The organism is Sphingobium sp. ba1, from assembly GCF_000743655.1.
Classification (GTDB): domain Bacteria; phylum Pseudomonadota; class Alphaproteobacteria; order Sphingomonadales; family Sphingomonadaceae; genus Sphingobium.
The window spans coordinates 127,715-146,843 of sequence record NZ_JPPQ01000006.1 but is presented as its reverse complement, the minus strand read 5'-3'; the positions used below and the strand labels follow the sequence as shown (position 1 = coordinate 146,843).

The 19,129-nt window shown below is 63.2% G+C and carries 13 protein-coding genes; 5 read left to right on the top strand and 8 right to left on the bottom strand.

Features of this window, described 5'->3' with window-relative positions:
• Positions 1-1,210 (bottom strand): glycine--tRNA ligase subunit beta (gene glyS, locus IL54_RS00820; protein ID WP_237748743.1); only part of this gene is annotated, 1,210 nt, incomplete at its 3' end.
• A 151-nt stretch (positions 1,211-1,361) separates the two neighbouring features.
• Positions 1,362-2,234: a glycine--tRNA ligase subunit alpha gene (locus tag IL54_RS00815; protein ID WP_037472508.1), complete on the bottom strand. Its 873-nt coding sequence runs from the start codon at positions 2,232-2,234 to the stop codon at positions 1,362-1,364.
• 136 nt (positions 2,235-2,370) lie between these two features.
• Here IL54_RS00815 and IL54_RS00810 point away from each other — a divergent pair, with 136 nt between their 5' ends.
• From IL54_RS00810 to pth, 4 genes are all read left to right on the top strand, one after another.
• Positions 2,371-3,276, top strand: coding sequence for a TraB/GumN family protein (locus tag IL54_RS00810; protein WP_037472237.1), 906 nt, complete (start codon positions 2,371-2,373; stop codon positions 3,274-3,276).
• A gap of 6 nt (positions 3,277-3,282) precedes the next feature.
• Positions 3,283-4,170, top strand: coding sequence for a TraB/GumN family protein (locus tag IL54_RS00805; protein WP_037472235.1), 888 nt, complete (start codon positions 3,283-3,285; stop codon positions 4,168-4,170).
• A 362-nt stretch (positions 4,171-4,532) separates the two neighbouring features.
• Positions 4,533-5,156 (top strand): 50S ribosomal protein L25/general stress protein Ctc, encoded by a 624-nt coding sequence (locus IL54_RS00800; RefSeq protein ID WP_037472233.1) that lies wholly within the window; start codon positions 4,533-4,535, stop codon positions 5,154-5,156.
• Positions 5,157-5,295: 139 nt separating this feature from the next.
• Positions 5,296-5,865, top strand: a complete 570-nt coding sequence (gene pth / locus IL54_RS00795; protein WP_037472231.1) for an aminoacyl-tRNA hydrolase — start codon at positions 5,296-5,298, stop codon at positions 5,863-5,865.
• Positions 5,866-5,948: 83 nt separating this feature from the next.
• Here pth and IL54_RS25625 read toward each other — a convergent pair whose 3' ends face one another.
• The 6 genes from IL54_RS25625 to alaS all read right to left on the bottom strand — a co-directional run bounded on the left by IL54_RS25625 (position 5,949) and on the right by alaS (position 17,169).
• Entirely contained in the window at positions 5,949-9,179 is a 3,231-nt protein-coding gene (locus tag IL54_RS25625) for a M10 family metallopeptidase (protein ID WP_272945492.1), read from the bottom strand.
• Between the two features lie 331 nt (positions 9,180-9,510).
• A complete protein-coding gene (locus tag IL54_RS25220) occupies positions 9,511-9,807 on the bottom strand; it encodes a hypothetical protein (protein WP_156106021.1) in 297 nt (98 codons plus the stop codon).
• 65 nt (positions 9,808-9,872) lie between these two features.
• Positions 9,873-11,177 carry an HlyD family type I secretion periplasmic adaptor subunit gene (locus tag IL54_RS00785; protein ID WP_037472227.1) on the bottom strand — a complete coding sequence of 435 codons (1,305 nt, stop codon included), beginning with the start codon at positions 11,175-11,177 and terminating at the stop codon, positions 9,873-9,875.
• Complete coding sequence (locus IL54_RS00780; RefSeq protein ID WP_037472225.1) at positions 11,174-12,901, bottom strand: ATP-binding cassette domain-containing protein; 1,728 nt, start codon at positions 12,899-12,901, stop codon at positions 11,174-11,176. The genes IL54_RS00785 and IL54_RS00780 overlap by 4 nt, the downstream gene beginning before the upstream one ends.
• Positions 12,898-14,295, bottom strand: coding sequence for a TolC family protein (locus IL54_RS00775; RefSeq protein ID WP_081912713.1), 1,398 nt, complete (start codon positions 14,293-14,295; stop codon positions 12,898-12,900). The genes IL54_RS00780 and IL54_RS00775 overlap by 4 nt, the downstream gene beginning before the upstream one ends.
• Positions 14,296-14,514: 219 nt before the next feature.
• On the bottom strand, positions 14,515-17,169 hold the full coding sequence (gene alaS, locus IL54_RS00770; RefSeq protein ID WP_037472223.1) for an alanine--tRNA ligase: 2,655 nt from the start codon (positions 17,167-17,169) through the stop codon (positions 14,515-14,517).
• A 326-nt stretch (positions 17,170-17,495) separates the two neighbouring features.
• Here alaS and leuA point away from each other — a divergent pair.
• Positions 17,496-19,129: 2-isopropylmalate synthase (gene leuA / locus IL54_RS00765; RefSeq protein ID WP_037472506.1), on the top strand; the 1,634-nt coding region annotated here is incomplete at its 3' end.

Genomic DNA, 19,129 nt, shown 5'->3' with positions numbered 1-19,129 from the left:
AGGGGCTGGGGGTGGGGGCTATCATCTTGGCGTCGCGTGTGGGGATGGCCCCCACCCCAACCCCTCCCCTGAAGGGGAGGGGCTTTTCCGTAACGATCCCCTCTTCCACCAACCACCGCGCCAGCTTTGCGACCCGCTCGACCTTGTCGGCTACCGTGCCCAGTTTCTCGTGGAAGGTGATGCGTTCGAGTTTCTTGGCGTGGTCGTCCAGCCGGGTCTTACGGTCCTGTTCCCAGAAGAAGCGCGCGTCGCTCAAGCGCGCGGCCAGTACCTTGCGGTTGCCTGCGATGATGGCGGCGCCGCCATCCTTGGCGTCGATATTGGCGGTGCAGATGAAGGCGGGGGCGAGTTTGCCCGCGCTGTCGCGCAGCACGAAATATTTCTGGTTGATGCGCAGGGTTAGCTGGATGACTTCAGGCGGCACCTCAAGAAAGACGGGGTCGAAATCGCCGAGCAGCGGCACCGGCCATTCGGTCAGGCCCGCATTTTCCGCGACCAGCCCCTTGTCCTCGATGACGGTGTAGCCATGCGCGGCGGCGGCCTGCGCGGCCTTGTCCGCGATGATCGCCTGGCGCTCCTGGTGGCTGACGATGACATGGCAGGCGCGCAGTTTTTCAGCATAGTCGCCCGCCCCGCCGATGGTGATTTCGGCCGGGTGGTGGAAGCGATGGCCGAGCGTCGCATAGCCGCTGCGGATGCCGTCGATCTCGCAATCGATCAGTTGCTCGCCCAGGATCGCGACGATGCCCTGCAACGGGCGGACCCAGCGCAGGCTTTCGGTCGTCTGCGACGCGGTGCCCCAGCGCATGGATTTGGGCCAGGGGAAGGCGCGGATGATGGCGGGGATGGCTTGCGCCAGCACCTCTGCGGTGGCGCGGCCGGGCTTGTTGACCACGGCGAACCAGATGCCGTTGCGGTCTTCGAGCTGGTCCTGGGTCAAGCCGGTCTTGCGCAGGAAGCCTTCGAGCGCTTGCGGCGGCGCGCTGGTGCGCGGGCCTTTATGCTCTTCGCTGACGGCGGCGGTTTCGAGCGGCAGGTCGCGGGCGATGAGCGCCAGGCGGCGGGGCGTGACGAAGCTGTCGATGCTGCCCGGCGTTAGGCCGGACTTCGCCAGTTCCTCGGTAAAGAGGCGAGTGAGATCGTCACTGGCCTTGAGCTGCATGCGCGCGGGGATTTCCTCGCAGCGCAGTTCGAGGAGGAAGTCGGTCATTGGTCATATCCACAATAGAAGATCCTCCCCTGGAAGGGGAGGTGGCGGGGCGCAGCCCCGACGGAGGGGTGCCCCGCTATCGATAGGGTGACACCCCTCCACCACTTCGTGGTCCCCCTCCCCTTACAGGGGAGGATTTGAAGTGCCGGATTCACGCGGCCCATCCGTTGGATTCCATCCATGCTTCGCAGCTGCCCTTCGCCATGTCGCGGACCTGGCCCATATAGCTGGCGCGTTCCTGGACGGAGATCACGCCGCGCGCTTGCAGCAGGTTGAAGACGTGGCTGGCCTTGATCGCCTGGTCATAGGCGGCGAGCGGCACGCCATTGTCGATGCAGCTGCGCCATTCGGACTGGCAATCTTTGAACCAGCGGAACAGTTTTTCCGTGTCGGCGACCTCGAAATTCCATTTCGACATCTGCTGTTCATTGGCCAGGAACACGTCGCCGTAAGTCACGCCGGCATCGTTGAATTTCAGGTCATAGACGCTGTCGACGCCCTGAATATACATGGCCAGCCGTTCGAGGCCGTAGGTCAGTTCGCCCGCGACCGGCTTGCAGTCATAGCCGCCCATCTGCTGGAAATAGGTGAATTGCGTGACTTCCATACCGTCGCACCACACTTCCCAGCCAAGGCCCCAAGCACCCAGCGTCGGGCTTTCCCAGTCATCCTCGACGAAGCGGATGTCATGCACCAGCGGGTCGATGCCGATTTCCACGAGGCTGCCGAGATACAGCTCCTGCAGATTGGCCGGGCTGGGCTTCATGATCACCTGATATTGGTAATAATGCTGCAGCCGGTTGGGGTTTTCGCCATAGCGGCCGTCCGTGGGTCGGCGGCTGGGCTGGACATAGGCGGCGTTCCACGGCTTCGGCCCAAGCGCGCGCAGGGTGGTGGCGGGGTGGAAGGTGCCCGCGCCGACTTCCATGTCATAGGGCTGGAGGATGACGCAGCCCTGTTTCCCCCAATAGGCATGGAGGGTCAGGATGAGGTCCTGGAAGGAAAGCGCTTTGCCTTCGGCCACGAATAGTCCTTCGCGAAATGGTCGGTTTTGCTGGCTCGCGCCTTGGCGCATGGGGCCGATAGGGTCAAGGGCAGGACGGAGCGAAACAGGGTTAAGTGGCTTGCCCTTGCGCCATCCGCCCCGCATGGTCGGGACTATGAAGATGCTTGCTTATCTGGCCCATGGCCTTGCCGCCGCGCTGTTGCTGACCAGCGGCCCGGTCGCCGCCCGCCCTGCCCCGCCCGCTACCAGCGTCGCGACGCCCGCGCTGTGGCGGGTGCAGGATGCGGACACGACGCTCTATCTGTTCGGCACGGTGCATGTGATGAAGCCGGGGGTCGACTGGTTTCGCGGCGGGGTGAAGGCCGCGTTCGACGGTTCGGACGAATTGGTGCTGGAGATTATCGAGCCGGACGATCCCAATGTGATGGGTGGCGTGATGATGAGCCGGGCGGTGGCGCAGGATGGCGTGGCGCTATCCGACCGGCTGACGCAGGAGGCACGGGAGAAATATCGCGCGGCGATGGCGGCGAACGGCCTGCCCGCACCGGCCTTTGACCGGATGAACCCGTGGATGGCGGGCATGGCGCTGGCCGTCGCGCCGCTGGCGAAGATGGGCTATCAGGCGGATCTGGGCGCGGAGAAAATCCTGCGCTCGGCGGCAGTGAAGGCGGGCAAGCGGGTCGAGGCGCTGGAAACGGTCGAGCAGCAGATCGATTTCTTTGCGACGTTGCCGATGGAACAGCAGCTCGCCTTCCTGAACGCGACTGTCGATGGCTTGCCGGAGATGGAAACGGAGTTTGCCGCCCTACTGCGGCACTGGCAGGCGGGCGACCCGGACAAGCTCGGCAAGTCGATGAACGAGTCGCTGGAGGCAACGCCTGAGCTCGCGCAGGTGCTGTTGATCGGGCGCAACGCGAACTGGGCGCAATGGATCAAGGCGCGGATGGCGACGCCGGGGACGATATTCGTCGCGGTCGGCGCGGGGCATCTGGCGGGCAAGGGCAGCCTGCAGGATCAGTTGAAGACGCTGGGCATCAAGGCCCGGCGGATCAAGGAGTAAGCGACGATGCGGCGGTTTACCCATTTCCTGGCGCTGTGCGCGCTGACGCTGGTCGCGGCCTGCGGACAGGATAGCAGCCCCAAGCCGGAGCCCGCGCAAGCTGGTCCGGCGCTGTGGCAAGTGTCGCGCGGCCCCATGAAGGGCTGGCTGTTCGGCACCATCCATGTGCTGCCCAAGGGGGTGGCGTGGGAGACGCCGACGATCAGCGATGCCATGGCGCAGGCCGACCGGCTGGTGCTGGAAGCGGCGGATTTGCAGGATGAGCAGAAGACGCTGGCATTGTTCGAGCAGATGGGCCGCAGCCCCGGCCTGCCCCCGCTCGACCAGCGCGTGCCGGAAGAAGATCAGGTCGCGCTCGTCAAGGCGGTGGCGGATGGCGGCACCAGCACGCAGATGCTGTCGGGCTATGAAAGCTGGGCGGCGGCGATGCTGTTGTCGGCGGCCAGCCAGCAGGCGCTCAAGGTGAGCCAGGATGATGGCGTGGAGCCGGTGCTGATCGCGGCGTTCAAGAAGGCTGGCAAGCCGATTGGCGGGCTGGAAACGGTGGAGCGGCAATTCGCCGCGTTCGACACACTGCCCGATGCGGCGCAGGCGAAGCTGCTGGTGCAGACGGTGCGCGAGACCAAGGATATGAAGGCCCTGTTCGACCATATCCTGACCGCCTGGCGCAAGGGCGACATGGAGGCGATCGCGAAGGAGGACCAGAATGGCGAGCAGCCCGATCCGGTGGTCGAGGAAGCCGTGCTGGTCGCGCGCAACCGCGACTGGGTGAAGGCGATCGAGCCGATGACGGGGCGGCCCTTCATCGCGGTGGGGGCCGGGCATCTGACGGGGCGGGAGAATTTGATCGAGTTGCTGAAGGCCAAGGGCTTTACGGTGACGCGGGTGCAGTAAGGCCGCACTCCCGCACGCGCGGGCGGCCGGGTCGAAACGTCGAAAAATGCAGGTGGTCGCTGAATGAAATACGTCTATATCATAGCGGCTGCCATCATCGTCGTTGGTTTAGCGGCCTCGGTGATAAAGTATGTCTACTACTCGCCTTACAACCGATGCATCAGAGAGTGTGTCGTGGTGGGCTTCACGAAAGACGAAGCTGCGGCGGCGTGCGCTCGCCTCCACGGTTGAAACTGATCCATTACCCGTCAGTCGCTACCTTGCAATCTTGCCCTTTTCTGCTAAAGGGCGCGCTCCCGCGATGGTCATCCCTGGAGGCGTGGCGGGAAAATGTAACTCAAACCAGCTTTTGGAGACACGCAATGAGCGAGCAGCTTACGCTGTCGGCCGAGGCACGCGATCGGGCAGGCAAGGGAGCCTCCCGCGCCCTCCGCCGTGAGGGCCGCGTACCCGCCGTCATCTATGGAATGAACGAAGAACCCCAGTCGATCCACGTCGAGGAAAAGCTCCTCAACAAGCTGCTGGGTACCGGTCATTTCTTCAATTCGGTCGTCATGGTGGAAGTCGGTGGCAAGTCCATCCGCACCCTCGCCAAGGACGTGGCCTTCCACCCCGTCTCCGACCGTCCGCTGCACGCCGACTTCCTGCGCGTTTCGGAACATGCCAGCGTCACCGTCGCGGTGCCGGTGCGCTTCGAAAATGAAGCCGCTTCGCCGGGCCTGAAAAAGGGTGGCGTGCTGAACGTCGTTCGTCATGACGTCGAACTGATCGTCGATGCCGCCGAAATCCCCGAAGATGTCGTCGTTGACCTGACCGGCTTTGAAGTCGGCGATTCGATCCACATCAGCGCGGTCAAGCTGCCCAAGGGCGCGAAGGCAGCAATCGACGATCGCGACTTCACCATCGCGACGATCGTTGCCCCGTCCGCGCTGAAGAGCGCCGAGGGTGGCGAAGGCGAGGACGAGGCAGAAGCCACGGCCGAATAAGCCTGTCGCCGTCGTTCCGACGGTTTTGCTCAACCCCGTTCGGGCTGAGTTTGTCGAAGCCCTTTCCTGGTCGAACAGGAAAATCGGCCGATCGACAGGCTCAGGGCGAACGGGGTTTTGCTTTTTCTGGAGAGTGAAGATGCAAATCTGGGTGGGGCTCGGCAATCCGGGCACGCAATATGCGATGCACCGGCATAATGTCGGCTTCATGGTCGCCGACCTGATCGCGGACCTGCATCGCTTTTCGCCGCCCAAGAAGCAGTTTCAGGGCTGGGTGCAGGAAGGGCGGATCGGCACGGAGAAGATCCTGCTGCTCAAACCTGCGACCTTCATGAACGAAAGCGGCCGGTCGGTGGGCGAGGCGATGCGCTTCTACAAGCTGACGCCGCAGGACGTAACCGTCTTTCACGACGAACTCGACCTGGTGCCAATGAAGGTGAAGGTGAAGCGCGGTGGCGGCAACGCCGGGCATAATGGCCTGCGATCGACCGACGCGCATATCGGCGCGGATTTCCGCCGGGTGCGGATCGGCATCGGCCATCCGGGCCATAAGGACAAGGTCCATGGCTATGTGCTGGGCAATTACGCCAAGAGCGAGATGGACGCGCTCACCGCGATGCTGGGCGCGATCGGGGCCGAGGCGGAGTGGCTGGCCAAGGGCGACGATGCGCGCTTCATGAACGAAGTCGCGCTGCGACTGGCGGACTGAGCGCCAAAGGCAAACGGCGTCCGACAGGGTGCCGGACGCCGTTTCCTGTGGGCAGGAGGGGTTAGCCCCCTGCCCCTGATAGATCAGACGATCACGAACTCGGCGTTGGTCATCGCCAGGCCGGTGGAGATGGAGGCGAACTGCACCGCAGCCCCCGCCCCATTGCCATCCGCATCGAACAGCAGCGCGCCGGTGGCGCTGTTGTAGATGATCCGGTCACTGGCATCGGCGGCGCCTGCCCCGATGCGGAACGCCGCAGCGGTCAGTACCCCGACCGGCAAGCCACCAAAGGCCGCCGAATTCAGCCTGAACTGGTCGTTCGCCACCGAATAATCAGTGATGGTGTCGAGATTGGCAGTCAGACCATTCATGAAGGCGAAGATGTCGTTGCCGGCACCACCGGCCATCGTGTCGTTCCCCGAACCGCCGCTCAGCACATCATTGCCGCCGCCGCCTTCCAGCGTATCATTGCCGCCACCGCCGATCAGTTCGTCGTTGCCAGCACCGCCCTTGATGACGTTATTGGCGGAGCTGCCGGTCAGCACATCATTGAAGGCCGAACCGTTGATATTCTCCATCAACGCGACGGTGTCCGTACCGGCACCGCCGGTCACCTGCGCGGCCGCGACCGACAGGCTGACCGTGACGGCCGAGGTTGCATTGACATAGCTGAGCGTGTCGATGCCGTTGCCGCCGTTGATGATATCATCGCCAGCGCCCCCTTCGAGCAAGTCATCCCCATCGAAGCCGAACAGGATGTCGTTGCCATTTTCGCCGGTCAGCTTGTTGTTGCCACTGTTCCCGTTGAGCGCATTGTCGAGGGCGTTCCCCGTGAGGCTGGAACCCGACGTCCCCGTCAGGGTCGCATTTTCGACGGCGCGACCAACCAGCGTGTAGGTCACGGACGAATAGATCAGGTCCGTACCGGCACCCGACGATTCGATGACATTGTCGCTCGCCGTATCGACATAATAAATGTCGTTGCCAGCGCCGCCATTCATGATGTCGACGCCCGTGCCGCCATCCAGAATGTCATCGCCATCGCCACCGATCAGCGTGTCTGCGTCTCCCAGGCCATAGAGCGCGTCATTGCCTGCATTACCAACCAGTCTATTGGCTTCACCCGACCCAACCAACGTATCATTGGCCGCGTTACCGATGACATTTTCAATACTGGACAGGCTGATAGGCCCCGACCCGCCCGGTGTGTATGTGAACGTGCCGTCAGTGAGATTGACAGTGGCCGTCGAACTGATGCCGGTGATGTCGAACGTATCGGAGCCTGCGCCGCCGACATAGATTTCGCCATAACCACCATTCCAGCCGCTCACGAGCCGGAACGTATCGTCACCTGCCTCACCATAGATGATATCGATGCCACTGCCGCCGTCAAAGACATCATTACCGTCGCCACCTATCAACAGGTCGTTGCCGTCGCCGCCATTGATGATGTCATTGCCGGTGCCGCCGTAAATCATGTCGGTGCCGCTGCCGCCGTTCAGCGTATCATCCCCCGCCTCGCCATAGAGCGTATCATCTCCAGCATTGCCGTTGATGACGTTGGCGGACGCATTGCCGGTGATGGTGTCTGCCAATTGCGTGCCATCGACATTTTCGACAGCCGTAATCGTCCAGGGACCGCCATAAAGCGGATTATACTGCCAGCTACCCGACGTCAGATTGACGGTCGAGCCATAGATCGTCGTAATCTGGCTGAGGTCCAGCCGATCGACGCCGGAGCCGCCATCGATATTGTCGCCGAACTCCGTCGCCGACCCCGTTTGGCGAACTATGAAGACATCGTTCCCTGCCTCACCATAAATCGAATCGCCGAAGTAGCCGCCGTAGATGGTGTCATTGCCATTGCCGCCATAGACAACGTCCGTGCCGTCGCCAGCATCGAGTATGTCGTTCCCGTCGCCGCCATAGAGGGTATCGTCGCCCTGGCTGCCATCCAGCACGTCATCGCCCGACCCGCCATATAGCGTATCATTGCCCAATCCGCCGTTGAGCACATCGCTGCCGCCATTGCCGTTCAGCACGTTATCGGCCTGGTTACCGGTGATCGTGTCGTTGCCCGACCCGCCATTGGCGTTTTCGATCAAGGATGCGGTGTTGCCGCCGAACAGCAGCGCATTGAAGATGTTGCCGCGGGCATAATTGCCATCGCCCAGATAAGCGATCTGCGCGCTGCTGAACGTCGAATGGCCGCCGGGATTGAGATCCAGCGTCAGATTGCTGGTATAGTTGGACAGATTATAGGTATCGATGCCGCCACCGTCCCAGATGGTCGCGAAGATGCGGTTGCCGCCTGGATCGATCGCGACAGACCCGTTGATCAGGGTTTCGCCGCCGGTCTGGCTCCAGGTATAGACGGTGTTGCCCGAATTGACCGAATAGTCGGCCCCGTACATCGTCTGCAAAGCCAGGATGTCGAGCATCATATAGCTTTGCGGCGCACCCCATTGTTCATAGGAATAGCCGCCGGTCAGCGGATCGCCGATATAGCTGCGATAGGTCATGACCGTGAACTCGATCGAGTCCCAAGCCGTTGGCAGTGCGCCATAGGCTCCGCCGGTCTGGCCATGCGCCAGACCCAGCGAATGGCCGAGTTCATGGAACATGGTGTGCCAGGCATAGTTGCCCGCCGTCGGCGTCTTCAGCGAATTGACGGTGCCGTCATAGCCGTTGCCGAAGAAGGTGTCCCCGCCATAGATGCTGTTGCTGGGATAATAAGCATAAGCCGTGCCAGGGTCGCTGGAGTTGGCACCGCGGATCGTCGCAATCGCCGAGCCTGCGCCATCATAGGAGAGGCCCAAATTCGTAAAGGATTCGACGCCAAAAGCGGTCGCCGCGTTGGACTGCGTGATAGCCGTCGAATTTAGCGCAGTATGAAAGGCGAGCGTCTGTTGCGCGGTGAACTGTGAAAAGCCTTCATTCTGGGCGCTGATGCCATCAACGTCAGCGTCAGAATTATAGCCAGCCTGATAATCAGCGGCAGAATCCGTGTCGCTATAATAGACCGTCTGGCTCGGATCCCATTTGATGCCGCTGAACAACCCGTCGATGATCTGGTTGCCCGTAGCCGCCTGCGTCAGCGTCGTGTTGCCATTACCATTTTCCTGCGGCGCGTCGAGATTGCCTGGCGCGCCGGTGCTGACCGGTTCGGGCATGACGTCCTGGGGATAAAGCAGCCTGATTTCGCTGCGCACTTGTTCGTTGTTCGAAAGAGACCAGATGTCCGATACATCCGTGAAAGAGGACGGCGTGTCGAATGGCGACACCGTGTCATCTTCGTCTCTCAACTTGGCCATAAGGGGGCCGCCCTCGGTGATCCTAAGCATACATCCTCCTGCAAAATTGCGTTGGATGACACGTTAACTGTGCCTTTTTAGGCGACCACTATGGAGCGACGTAATGGCACCATTATAGGTAACTTCCAAGCGATAGATTTCTCAATCATTACAAGATGATGCTAAGTCAATATTTCTATGCTATTGAAATTAAACCCATTATTTCAACAGCTCCACCCGCCGGAAATAGAATTTATTTCAAAGATGTTGGGCGCGACTGGACCATGATGGGTCACTTCCGAAAAGGGACCATAAGCAGGATCGAAAAGCGCGGGCGATGCGGTGGCGAGACCTAACGCGGCCCGTCCTGACGGAGACGCTCTGCCCGCCGTTCAGCTTCGCGCGCCAAGGCATGGCCGGGGTGCCGTTCGGCAAAGAGGCGATAGGCTGCCTCGCTATTGCGCCGTTGTGCGTCCTCAAACTGTTCGCGAACGGCGACTTCCGGGTCGCCGGGTGGTCGCATGATACCGCCGGTGCCAGGCGGCGCTTCATAAGATTGCTGGCGTGGGGCAGCCGGTCGCGCTGCGGCGCAAGCGGACAGGCTCAGGCACCCCGCTATCAAAACGACACGAGCAATAGGATGACGCATAGGAAAATCCCTCGACAAGCGAGTGCAGCTTTACCAGATTTCCACGTCGCGCTCAATGAACGCCCCTATTCGCGAAACGCCGTCTCGCTCAGGCGGGTGATGGGGGTGAAGATGTAAGCAAGGATCGAACGCTTGTCGCCCAGCAGATTGACTTCGGCCCCCATGCCGGGACCGATGGGCAGGTCGCGCCCGGCCGAGTCCTTCATCCCCGTGGCGGTGGTGCGAACGCGCACGACATAATGACTTTCGCCCGTGCGTTCGTTCACCACCGCGTCGGGCGACACGGCAATGACGGCACCGGGCATCGATCCATAGACCGCGCTATCATAGGCGGAGATATGGACCTTCGCCCGCTGGCCGAGCTTGACCGACGCGATGTCCTTGGCCGCGACCATCGCCTCGACAATCAACGTATCGCGCGCGGGCACCATTTCGAGCAGCGGGTCGCCGGGGCGCACGCTGCCGCCGACGGTCGTCACGAAGACGCGGTTGATGCGTCCGTCCATCGGCGCCTTGAGCGTCGTGCGTTCGAGCCTGTATTTATAGGCCGGCATCGTCGCCTGCCGCACCGACATTTCCGCGCGCGCGGCGGTCAGTTCCCCGGCGGCGCGCGCCAGCCAGTCTCGCTTTTGCTGGAGCGCGCTGGCCTGCGCCTCGGCCAGCAGCGAATGGGCGCGGCTGAGTGCGGCGGCGGCCCCCTGCGCGTCGCTGGTCGACATGCTGAAGGCATTTTGCGCCTGCAGCAAGGTGCGGCGCGGCTCGATCCCCTCCTGCACCAGTGGCCGCACCAGGTCGAGATCGGCACGCGCTGTTTCGCGGGCGGAGATGCGCGCGTCCTGCGCCGCGCTGGCTTCGGCGATGGTGCGCGACGCCTGCGCGATGCGGGCGGTGCCGACGCTGGACAAGGCGGCGAGTTCGGCCATGCGCGATCGGTAAAGGCTTTGCTCGACCTCGATCTGGCTCGCCATCTGGGCGTTGCGCGGCTGCGGGAAGCGCGGCGAGCGGCCCGCAATCTCGGCTTCCAGGCGGATGATCTTGAACTGCAGCGAGTCGCTGCTGGATCGATTGCTCTCCAGCTCCGCGCCCGGCTGGATCGGGCTGAGCCGGACCAGCGCCGTGCCCTGCTTCACATCCTGGCCCGTGCGCACCATGATCGATTCGACCACGCCGCCTTCCAGATTGGAGATGATCTGCAATTGCGAGCTGGGGATGACCCGGCCATTGGCGCGGACGGTCCGGTCGATTTCCGTGAGCCAGGCCCAGAGCAGAAATATCAGCACGAACGCGGCGATGGTCCATAGGATGATGTTCGCCGGCACGCGGGGCTTGATATAGGTCGCAGGCTCCTGCGTCAGCGCCCGGCCGGTCATGCCGCTTTTCCTCTGGTCAGTTTTTGCAGCACGGCATCGCGCGGACCATCCGCCACGATCCGGCCTTTGTCGAGCACGACGATCCGATCGACCAGCGCCAGCAGGGAGGTGCGATGGGTGATCAACATCAGCGTGCGCCCCTGCACTTCGGGGTGCAAGCGGGTGATGAGTTCCGCTTCGGTCTGTGCGTCCATCGAACTGCTGGGTTCATCGAAGATGAGGATTTGCGGGCGCCCCGCCAGCGCGCGGGCGATCGCGATCGACTGGCGCTGGCCACCCGACAGGCCATCGCCGCGATCGGTCAGGCGCAGGTCATAGCCGTTGGTGATCGGCCCCATGAAGCGATGCGTGCCGCTGATCTCCGTCGCGCGGATCATCTCCTCCTGATCCACGACGGCGCGGTCCAGGCAGATATTCTGGCGCACCGTTCCGGCGATCAGCACATTATCCTGCATCCCCGCGCCGATCAGGCGGCGCAATTCGATGGGGTCATATTGGCGCACGTCGATACCATCGATCATGATGACGCCATCTTCGGGTTCGTAGAGGCCGAGGACCAGTCGGGCGAGCGTGGACTTGCCGGACCCGACACGCCCCAAAAATCCGACCCGTTCGCCCGGCGCGATCGTCAGATTGACCTGCTCCAACGCCTTTTCGGGCGAACCGGGATAGCGGAATCCGACATTGCGCAATTCTATCTGCCCGCGCAGCACGCCGGGGTGGAGCGCATCGCCCTGCGGCCCTTCGGTGGGCGCGTCCATCAGCGCGTTGATCTGCCGATAGGCGACGCGCGTGGCGGACAGGCGCGACAGGAGCGTCGCGATCTGCGCCAGCGGCGCAAGCGCACGGCCACACAGGATGGAGCAGGCGAGCAGCGCCCCGGTCGTAATCTCGTTGCTGCGCAGAAGGCCGACGCCCACAATGATGATACCGCAATAGGCGATGGTGGATGCGCTGTTGGCGACCGTCATCGGGATGGAGGAGATCAGTCGCTGGCCAAGCGAGCTTTCCGAATGGCTGATCAGTGCCTTGCGCCAGCGCCCGCTCAGCATCGGTCCGGCCCCGATCGCCTTGACCGTTTCCAGGCTGCCGATGGTTTCGACCAGCACCGATTGCTTGAGCAGGCCATCGCCCAGGCTGCGCGACGACATGCGGTCGAGCGCAGGCGTGGTGACGATGCCCGACAGGATGACGAGCGGGATCATCGCCAGCGGCAGGACCACCAGCACGCCGCCCAGCATGGCGATCACCGCCAAGGTGACGAAGATGAAGGGGACGTCGATCAGCGCAGTCAGCGTGACTGAGGCGAAGAAGTCGCGCAACGTCTCCAGTTCGCGCATCAGCCCGGTGAGCGCGCCGGTCGATCCCCGCCGATGATCGAGCCGTAGCGCGAGCAGCTTGGCGAACAGCGTTTCGCCGACATCATGGTCGATATTGGCGCCGGCGACATCGACGAAATAGACGCGCAGCAACCGCAGCACGAAATCGAAGATGATCACGAAGACCAGGCCGATGCTCAGCCCCACAAGCGAGGCGGCACCATCATTCGGGACGATCCGGTCATAGACGGTCATGGTAAAGAGCGCCGACACGAGTGCGAAGATGTTGATCAGCGCGGCAGCGACCGCGACCTTCATATAGATGCCGCGATTGCGCATCATCGGTGCAATCAGCCAGGGGGCGAAGCGGCGCTTGCCGGTGGCGAGCAGAGGCTCTTCATTCATGGTCTGGCGGCCCCGTCGGAGGAATCGACCGCGATCGACAGTTCGTCCAGCAACTGGCCCGCTCTGGCCAGCAGGACGAAGCGCGACAGGTCGCGCTCCGCCAATGTCTGCACATAGGTCGCGATGGATGCGAAATAATTGTCTTCGGACGTGATGACATCGAACAAGGTGCCGCCCGACGATGCGAAGCGTGCGGCATAGACGTCGCGGCTATCGCGGCTAGCAAGATAGGTCGCCTGCGCTGCCTTCAACTGCGCGTCGAGCCCGCGCATGTCGCTCCAGGCCATCTCCGCGTCGCGCAGCGCCTCGCGCCGGACCCGCGCGGCATAGGCGTCGGCGGCATCGGCGCGCGCGGTCGCCTGATCCGCCTTCGCATTGATCCCCGCACCAAGCTGGGCACGGATGATCAGGCGGCCGCGAATGTCATAGTCGCCCGGATTTTCGAACACGCCATAGCGGCCCGCATCCACCCCGGCGGCAATCGTCGGCAGTCGGTCGGACCGCACGGCCCGCGCATCCTGCCGCGCGGCGCGCGCTTCGGCCTCGGCCTTCAGCACGGTCGGCGAGCGCAGGATCAGCGTTTCCAGCGATTCGCGGCTGCTGGCATCCATTGGCGGCACGGGCGCGCGCATCAGGTCGACGGGCGCGTCATGCCCGGCCAGCGCGCGATATTGCGCTTCGGCACTGGCCCGATCACGCTGATACATGGCGAGCCGGGTCTGGACCGAGGCGATCGAACTGTCGATGCGGGGCAGGTCGCCCCGCGCGGAAAAGCCCTGCTCGATGCGGCGCTCGACCGCGGCCCGCAGGCGCATTTGCCGCACGCCATAATCGATCGCGGCCCGCTCCATCAGCCGCTGCGCCAGGATGGAATACCAGGCGGTGACGGTGCGCAACGCGACATCGGTGCCATAGCCCATGATGCCGGACCGCGCCGCTTCGACCCGCGCATTGCCCGCATTGATGCGGCTCGACGCCGCGCCGAAATCGAGGAGCCGCTGCCGTAGCGAAGCCGTGGCGTCGGTACGCCCTTCAGGGCGGGATCGTTCGACGATATTGCCGGGATCGTTGGAGAAATTGCGCGCGAACGAGCGATGCGCGTCCACGCTCAGGTCGAGTGTCGGGAAGATCGCCGAACGCGCCTGCACCCGCGCCGCCTGCGCCTCGCGCTCGCCCGCGCGGGCCTCGTCCATCAGCGCATTGGTCTGAACCGCCGATTCGATCTCCGCGCGAAACTGGTCCGGCGGTCCGACACGGTCGACCAGATCGATCAACGGATCGGCCTGCACCGGATGGCTGAAAGGTGTCGGATTGGGCGGGAGGATGAGACTGCCCTGCGCCCATGCGGCGGACGAACAACTGCAGCAGGCCAACAACGCCATGCGCGTCATCATGCCCCTATGCCACCGGCCAAACAGGTTGGACCGCCCCCCAGGCAGCCTATCGATCAACAAAAAACCCCACCCCAAAATCACATAATGGTTATCCCAACATGAGCTTTGCGACCCCAGTTAAGACCATGTTCGGGTGTAATGCGACGCTATATGCCCGATGTGACGATTCCGCGCAACTTGGATCGCCAGCGAGAATAGCCGGTAATTATGGGCTTTTCGTCAGGCTGCGACCTTCTCCAGCGCTGCCTTCACCGCCTCCAGTGCCGCCTGCGCCTTGTCACCATCGGGACCGCCGCCCTGCGCCATGTCGGGACGCCCGCCGCCGCCCTTGCCGCCCAGCGCTTCGACGCCGATGCGGACGAGATCGACGGCGCTCAGCGTGCCGGTCAGGTCGTCGGTGACGCCCACGGCGATGGTCGCGCGACCATCGACCACGGCGAGGATGGCGGACACGCCGCTACCCAGGGTCTTCTTGTTGCCATCAACGATGCCGCGCAATTCCTTGGGATCAAGGCCGTCGATAACTTGGCCAAGGAAGCTGACAGCGCCCACCTTTTCGGGACCGGCGGCCTGCGCAGCCCCGCCGCCGCCCAGCGCCAGTGCCTTCTTGGCTTCGGCGAGTTCGCGTTCCAGACGGCGGCTTTGTTCGACCAGCGCGGCGATGCGCGTCGGCACATCTTCGGGCGTGGTCTTGAGCGCGGCAGCGGACTGGCGCAACTTGTCGTCGCGGTCGGCCAGCCACAGGCGCGCGGCCTCACCGGTCAGCGCTTCAATCCGGCGCACGCCGCTCGACACGGCGCTTTCCGACACGATCTTGAACAAGGCGATGTCGCCCGTCGCGCGGACATGGGTGCCGCCGCACAGTTCGACCGAATATTGGGCGTCATCGCCGCGCCCCATGGACAGCACGCGAACCTCGTCGCCATATTTCTCGCCGAACAGCGCCATCGCGCCCGCGCCGATCGCATCGTCGGGGGTCATCAACCGGGTGGTGACTTCCTCATTATGGCGGATCTGCGCGTTCACGTCCGCCTCGACCTGCGCGATCTGCGCATGGGTCAGCGATTCGGGGTGCGAGAAGTCGAAGCGCAGCCGGTCGGGCGCGACCAGGCTGCCCTTTTGCGTGACATGGCCGCCCAAGCGATGACGCAGCGCCGCGTGGAGCAGGTGGGTCGCGCTATGGTTGGCGCGCACGCGGTCGCGATGATCGACATCCACCGTCAGTTGCACCGTGTCGCCGACCTTGACGCTACCCGCCTCGATCGTCGCACGGTGCGCGTGGAGGCGGCCGAGCGGCTTGGCGGTATCGTCGACATGGGCGATCAGGCCGCCCTGCGTGCTGATGCGCCCGGTATCGCCCATCTGCCCGCCGCTTTCGCCGTAGAAGGGCGTCTGGTTGGTGAGGATGATGACGCTGTCGCCAACGGTCGCGGAATCGACATTCGCACCGTCCTTGACGATGGCCTGCACTTCGCCCTCGCCCACGGTCGAGCTGTAGCCGATAAACTCGGTATTGCCCGCCTTCTCCGCGATATCGAACCAGATTTCGTCCGATGCCTTGTCGCCCGACCCCTTCCAGGCGGCGCGCGCAGCGGCCTTCTGCTCCGCCATCGCGCTGTCGAAACCGGCGCGATCGACGCCCAGCCCGCGCGAACGCAGCGCGTCTTCGGTCAGGTCATAGGGGAAGCCGAACGTGTCGTAGAGCTTGAACGCGGTTTCGCCGGGCAGCGTGCCGCCTTCAGCCAGATCGACCGTCGCTTCATCGAGCAAGCGTAGGCCGTTTTCCAGCGTCTTGCGGAACCGGGTTTCCTCGCGCAGCAAGGTTTCCTCGATCAGCGGCTGGGCGCGCACCAGTTCGGGATAGGCCGCGCCCATTTCGGACACGAGGCTGCCGACCAGGCGATACATTAACGGGTCTTTCGCACCGATGATATGCGCGTGGCGCATCGCGCGGCGCATGATCCGGCGCAGCACATAGCCACGCCCTTCATTGGCGGGCAGCACGCCATCGGCGATCAGGAAGCTGGTCGAACGCAGATGATCGGCGATGACGCGGTGGCTGGCCTGATGATCGCCGTCGGTCGCGGTGCGGGTGATCGCGCCGGAGGCTTCGATCAGCGCCTTGAACGTGTCGATGTCGTAATTATTATGCACGCCCTGCATGACGGCGGCGATGCGTTCCAGGCCCATGCCGGTGTCGATCGAGGGCTTCGGCAGTTCGCTGACGATCTCATTGGCTTCCTGCTCATATTGCATGAAAACCAGGTTCCAGATCTCGACGAAACGATCGCCATCCTCCTCCGGGCTACCGGGAGGGCCACCCCAGATATGGTCGCCATGGTCGTAGAAGATTTCCGAACAGGGACCGCACGGGCCGCTATCACCCATCGCCCAGAAATTATCCTTGGTCGGAATGCGGATGATGCGGTGGTCTGGCAGGCCCGCAATCTTCTTCCACAGCGCAAACGCCTCGTCATCAGTATGATAGACGGTGACGGTCAGCTTGTCGGCCGGAAGCCCCCATTCCTTGGTCAGCAAAGTCCAGGCATGGGTGATCGCCTGTTCCTTGAAATAATCGCCGAAGCTGAAATTGCCCAGCATTTCAAAGAAGGTGTGATGGCGCGCGGTATAGCCGACATTGTCGAGGTCGTTATGCTTGCCGCCCGCGCGCACCGACTTCTGGCTCGACGTGGCCGTCTTGTAGGGGCGCGTCTCAAGCCCGGTGAAGACATTCTTGAACGGCACCATGCCCGCATTGACGAACATGAGCGTCGGGTCGTTGTGCGGCACCAGCGGCGCGGACGGGACGATGGTGTGGCCGTTGGCCCCGAAATAGTCGAGGAAAGAGCGGCGAATGTCGTTGGTCGAGGTCATGGTAGGCGATTTAGGGGGAAGCGGCCCGTCGCACAAGCGGGGCTTTTCGGCGTTTACCTTTCACGCCGTCCCGGTCTCCCTTCTGCCCCCACCCAGCCAAAGGCTCAAAAACGACTGGACGCCCTGCCCCCAAAGCCGCTACACCCTGCCCTTCATGCAGAGCGCGACGTTTCTTCCCCTGCTACGACTTACACGCCCTTAGGCGTGGTTTTTGTGCTGCCTTTCGATTATGGGCAGCGACGATACGCCTAAGGGCTTCCTTTTCGCTGATAGTCGTTAACCGGGCCGTTCCTGCGCGCCCGTTCGCATAAAGAAGTAGCTGTCCCATGATGCTGACCGATCCCGCCCAGAAATATCGCGCCTTCCCGCAAGTCGACCTGCCCAATCGCCAATGGCCCTCGCAAGTCATCACCGCGCCCCCGCGCTGGCTCTCCACCGACTTGCGTGACGGCAATCAGGCGCTGATCGACCCGATGAACGCGGAAAAGAAGAGCCGTTTCTTCGACCTGCTGGTCCAGGTCGGCGTCAAGGAGATCGAGGTCGGCTTCCCATCGGCCGGCGCAACCGAGTTCGACTTCATCTCCAGCCTGGTGAAGGACGGCCGCATCCCAGACGATGTGATGGTCCAGGTGCTGACCCAAGCCCGCGAAGACCTGATCGCCACCACCTTCGAATCGCTGCGCGGCGCGGAGCGGGCGATCGTCCATGTCTATAACGCCGTCTCGCCTGCCTGGCGTCGCATCGTGTTCGGCATGGACCGGGCGCAAGTCAAGGACATCGCCGTCCACGCCGCCAAGCTGCTGCGCGACAATGCCGCCAAGCAGCCCGATACCGACTGGCATTTCGAATATAGCCCGGAAACCTTCTCCACCGCCGAGCTGGATTTCAGCCTGGAATGTTGCGAAGCGGTGATGGACATCCTCCAGCCCACGCCGGAGCGGCCGCTGATCCTGAACCTGCCAGCGACGGTCGAATGCGCCACACCCAACATCTATGCCGACCAGATCGAATGGATGTGCCGCCATATCAGCAAGCGCGACAGCGTCGTCATCTCGCTGCATCCGCATAATGATCGCGGCACCGGCGTCGCCGCGGCGGAACTCGGCCTCATGGCGGGTGCCGACCGGGTCGAAGGCTGCCTGTTCGGCAATGGCGAGCGCACCGGCAATTGCGACATCGTGACCGTCGCGCTGAATATGTACACGCAGGGCATCAACCCCGGCCTCGATTTCAGCGACATCGACAACGTCATCCAGACGGTCGAATATTGCAACCAGCTGCCCGTCCACCCGCGCCATCCCTATGCCGGCGAGCTGGTGTTCACCGCCTTTTCCGGCAGCCATCAGGACGCGATCAAGAAGGGCTTTGCCGCGCAGGAAGCGCGCAACGACCTCATCTGGGACGTGCCCTATCTGCCGATCGACCCCAAGGATCTGGGCCGCGACTATGAAGCGGTGATCCGCGTCAATTCGCAATCGGGCAAGGGCGGCGTCGCCTGGGTGTTGCAACAGGATAAGGGCTTCAAACTGCCCAAGCGGATGCAGGCCGACTTCTCCCGCGTGGTGCAGGGGCTGGCCGACCAGTCGAGCCGCGAACTCAACGCCGCCGACATCTGGGCCGCCTTCCAGGACCATTATCGCCTGACCGGCGATCAAGCCTATGCGCTGATCGACTATCATGAAAGCGGCGCAGCGGGCGACCGCATCTTCACCGGCAAGATCGCCTATAAGGGCGGCGAACGCAGCATCTCCGGGCGCGGAAACGGCCTGCTTTCGTCAGTGTTGGCTGCGCTGCGCGACGAACTGGGCGTCGAGCTGGAAATCGCCGACTATAGCGAACATGCCATCGGCGCAGGCAGCAACGTCAACGCCGCCGCCTATGTCGAATGCCGCACGCCGGACGGGCGGACCGTGTTCGGCGTGGGGACGGACGCAGACGTCGCGACGGCTTCGGTGCAGGC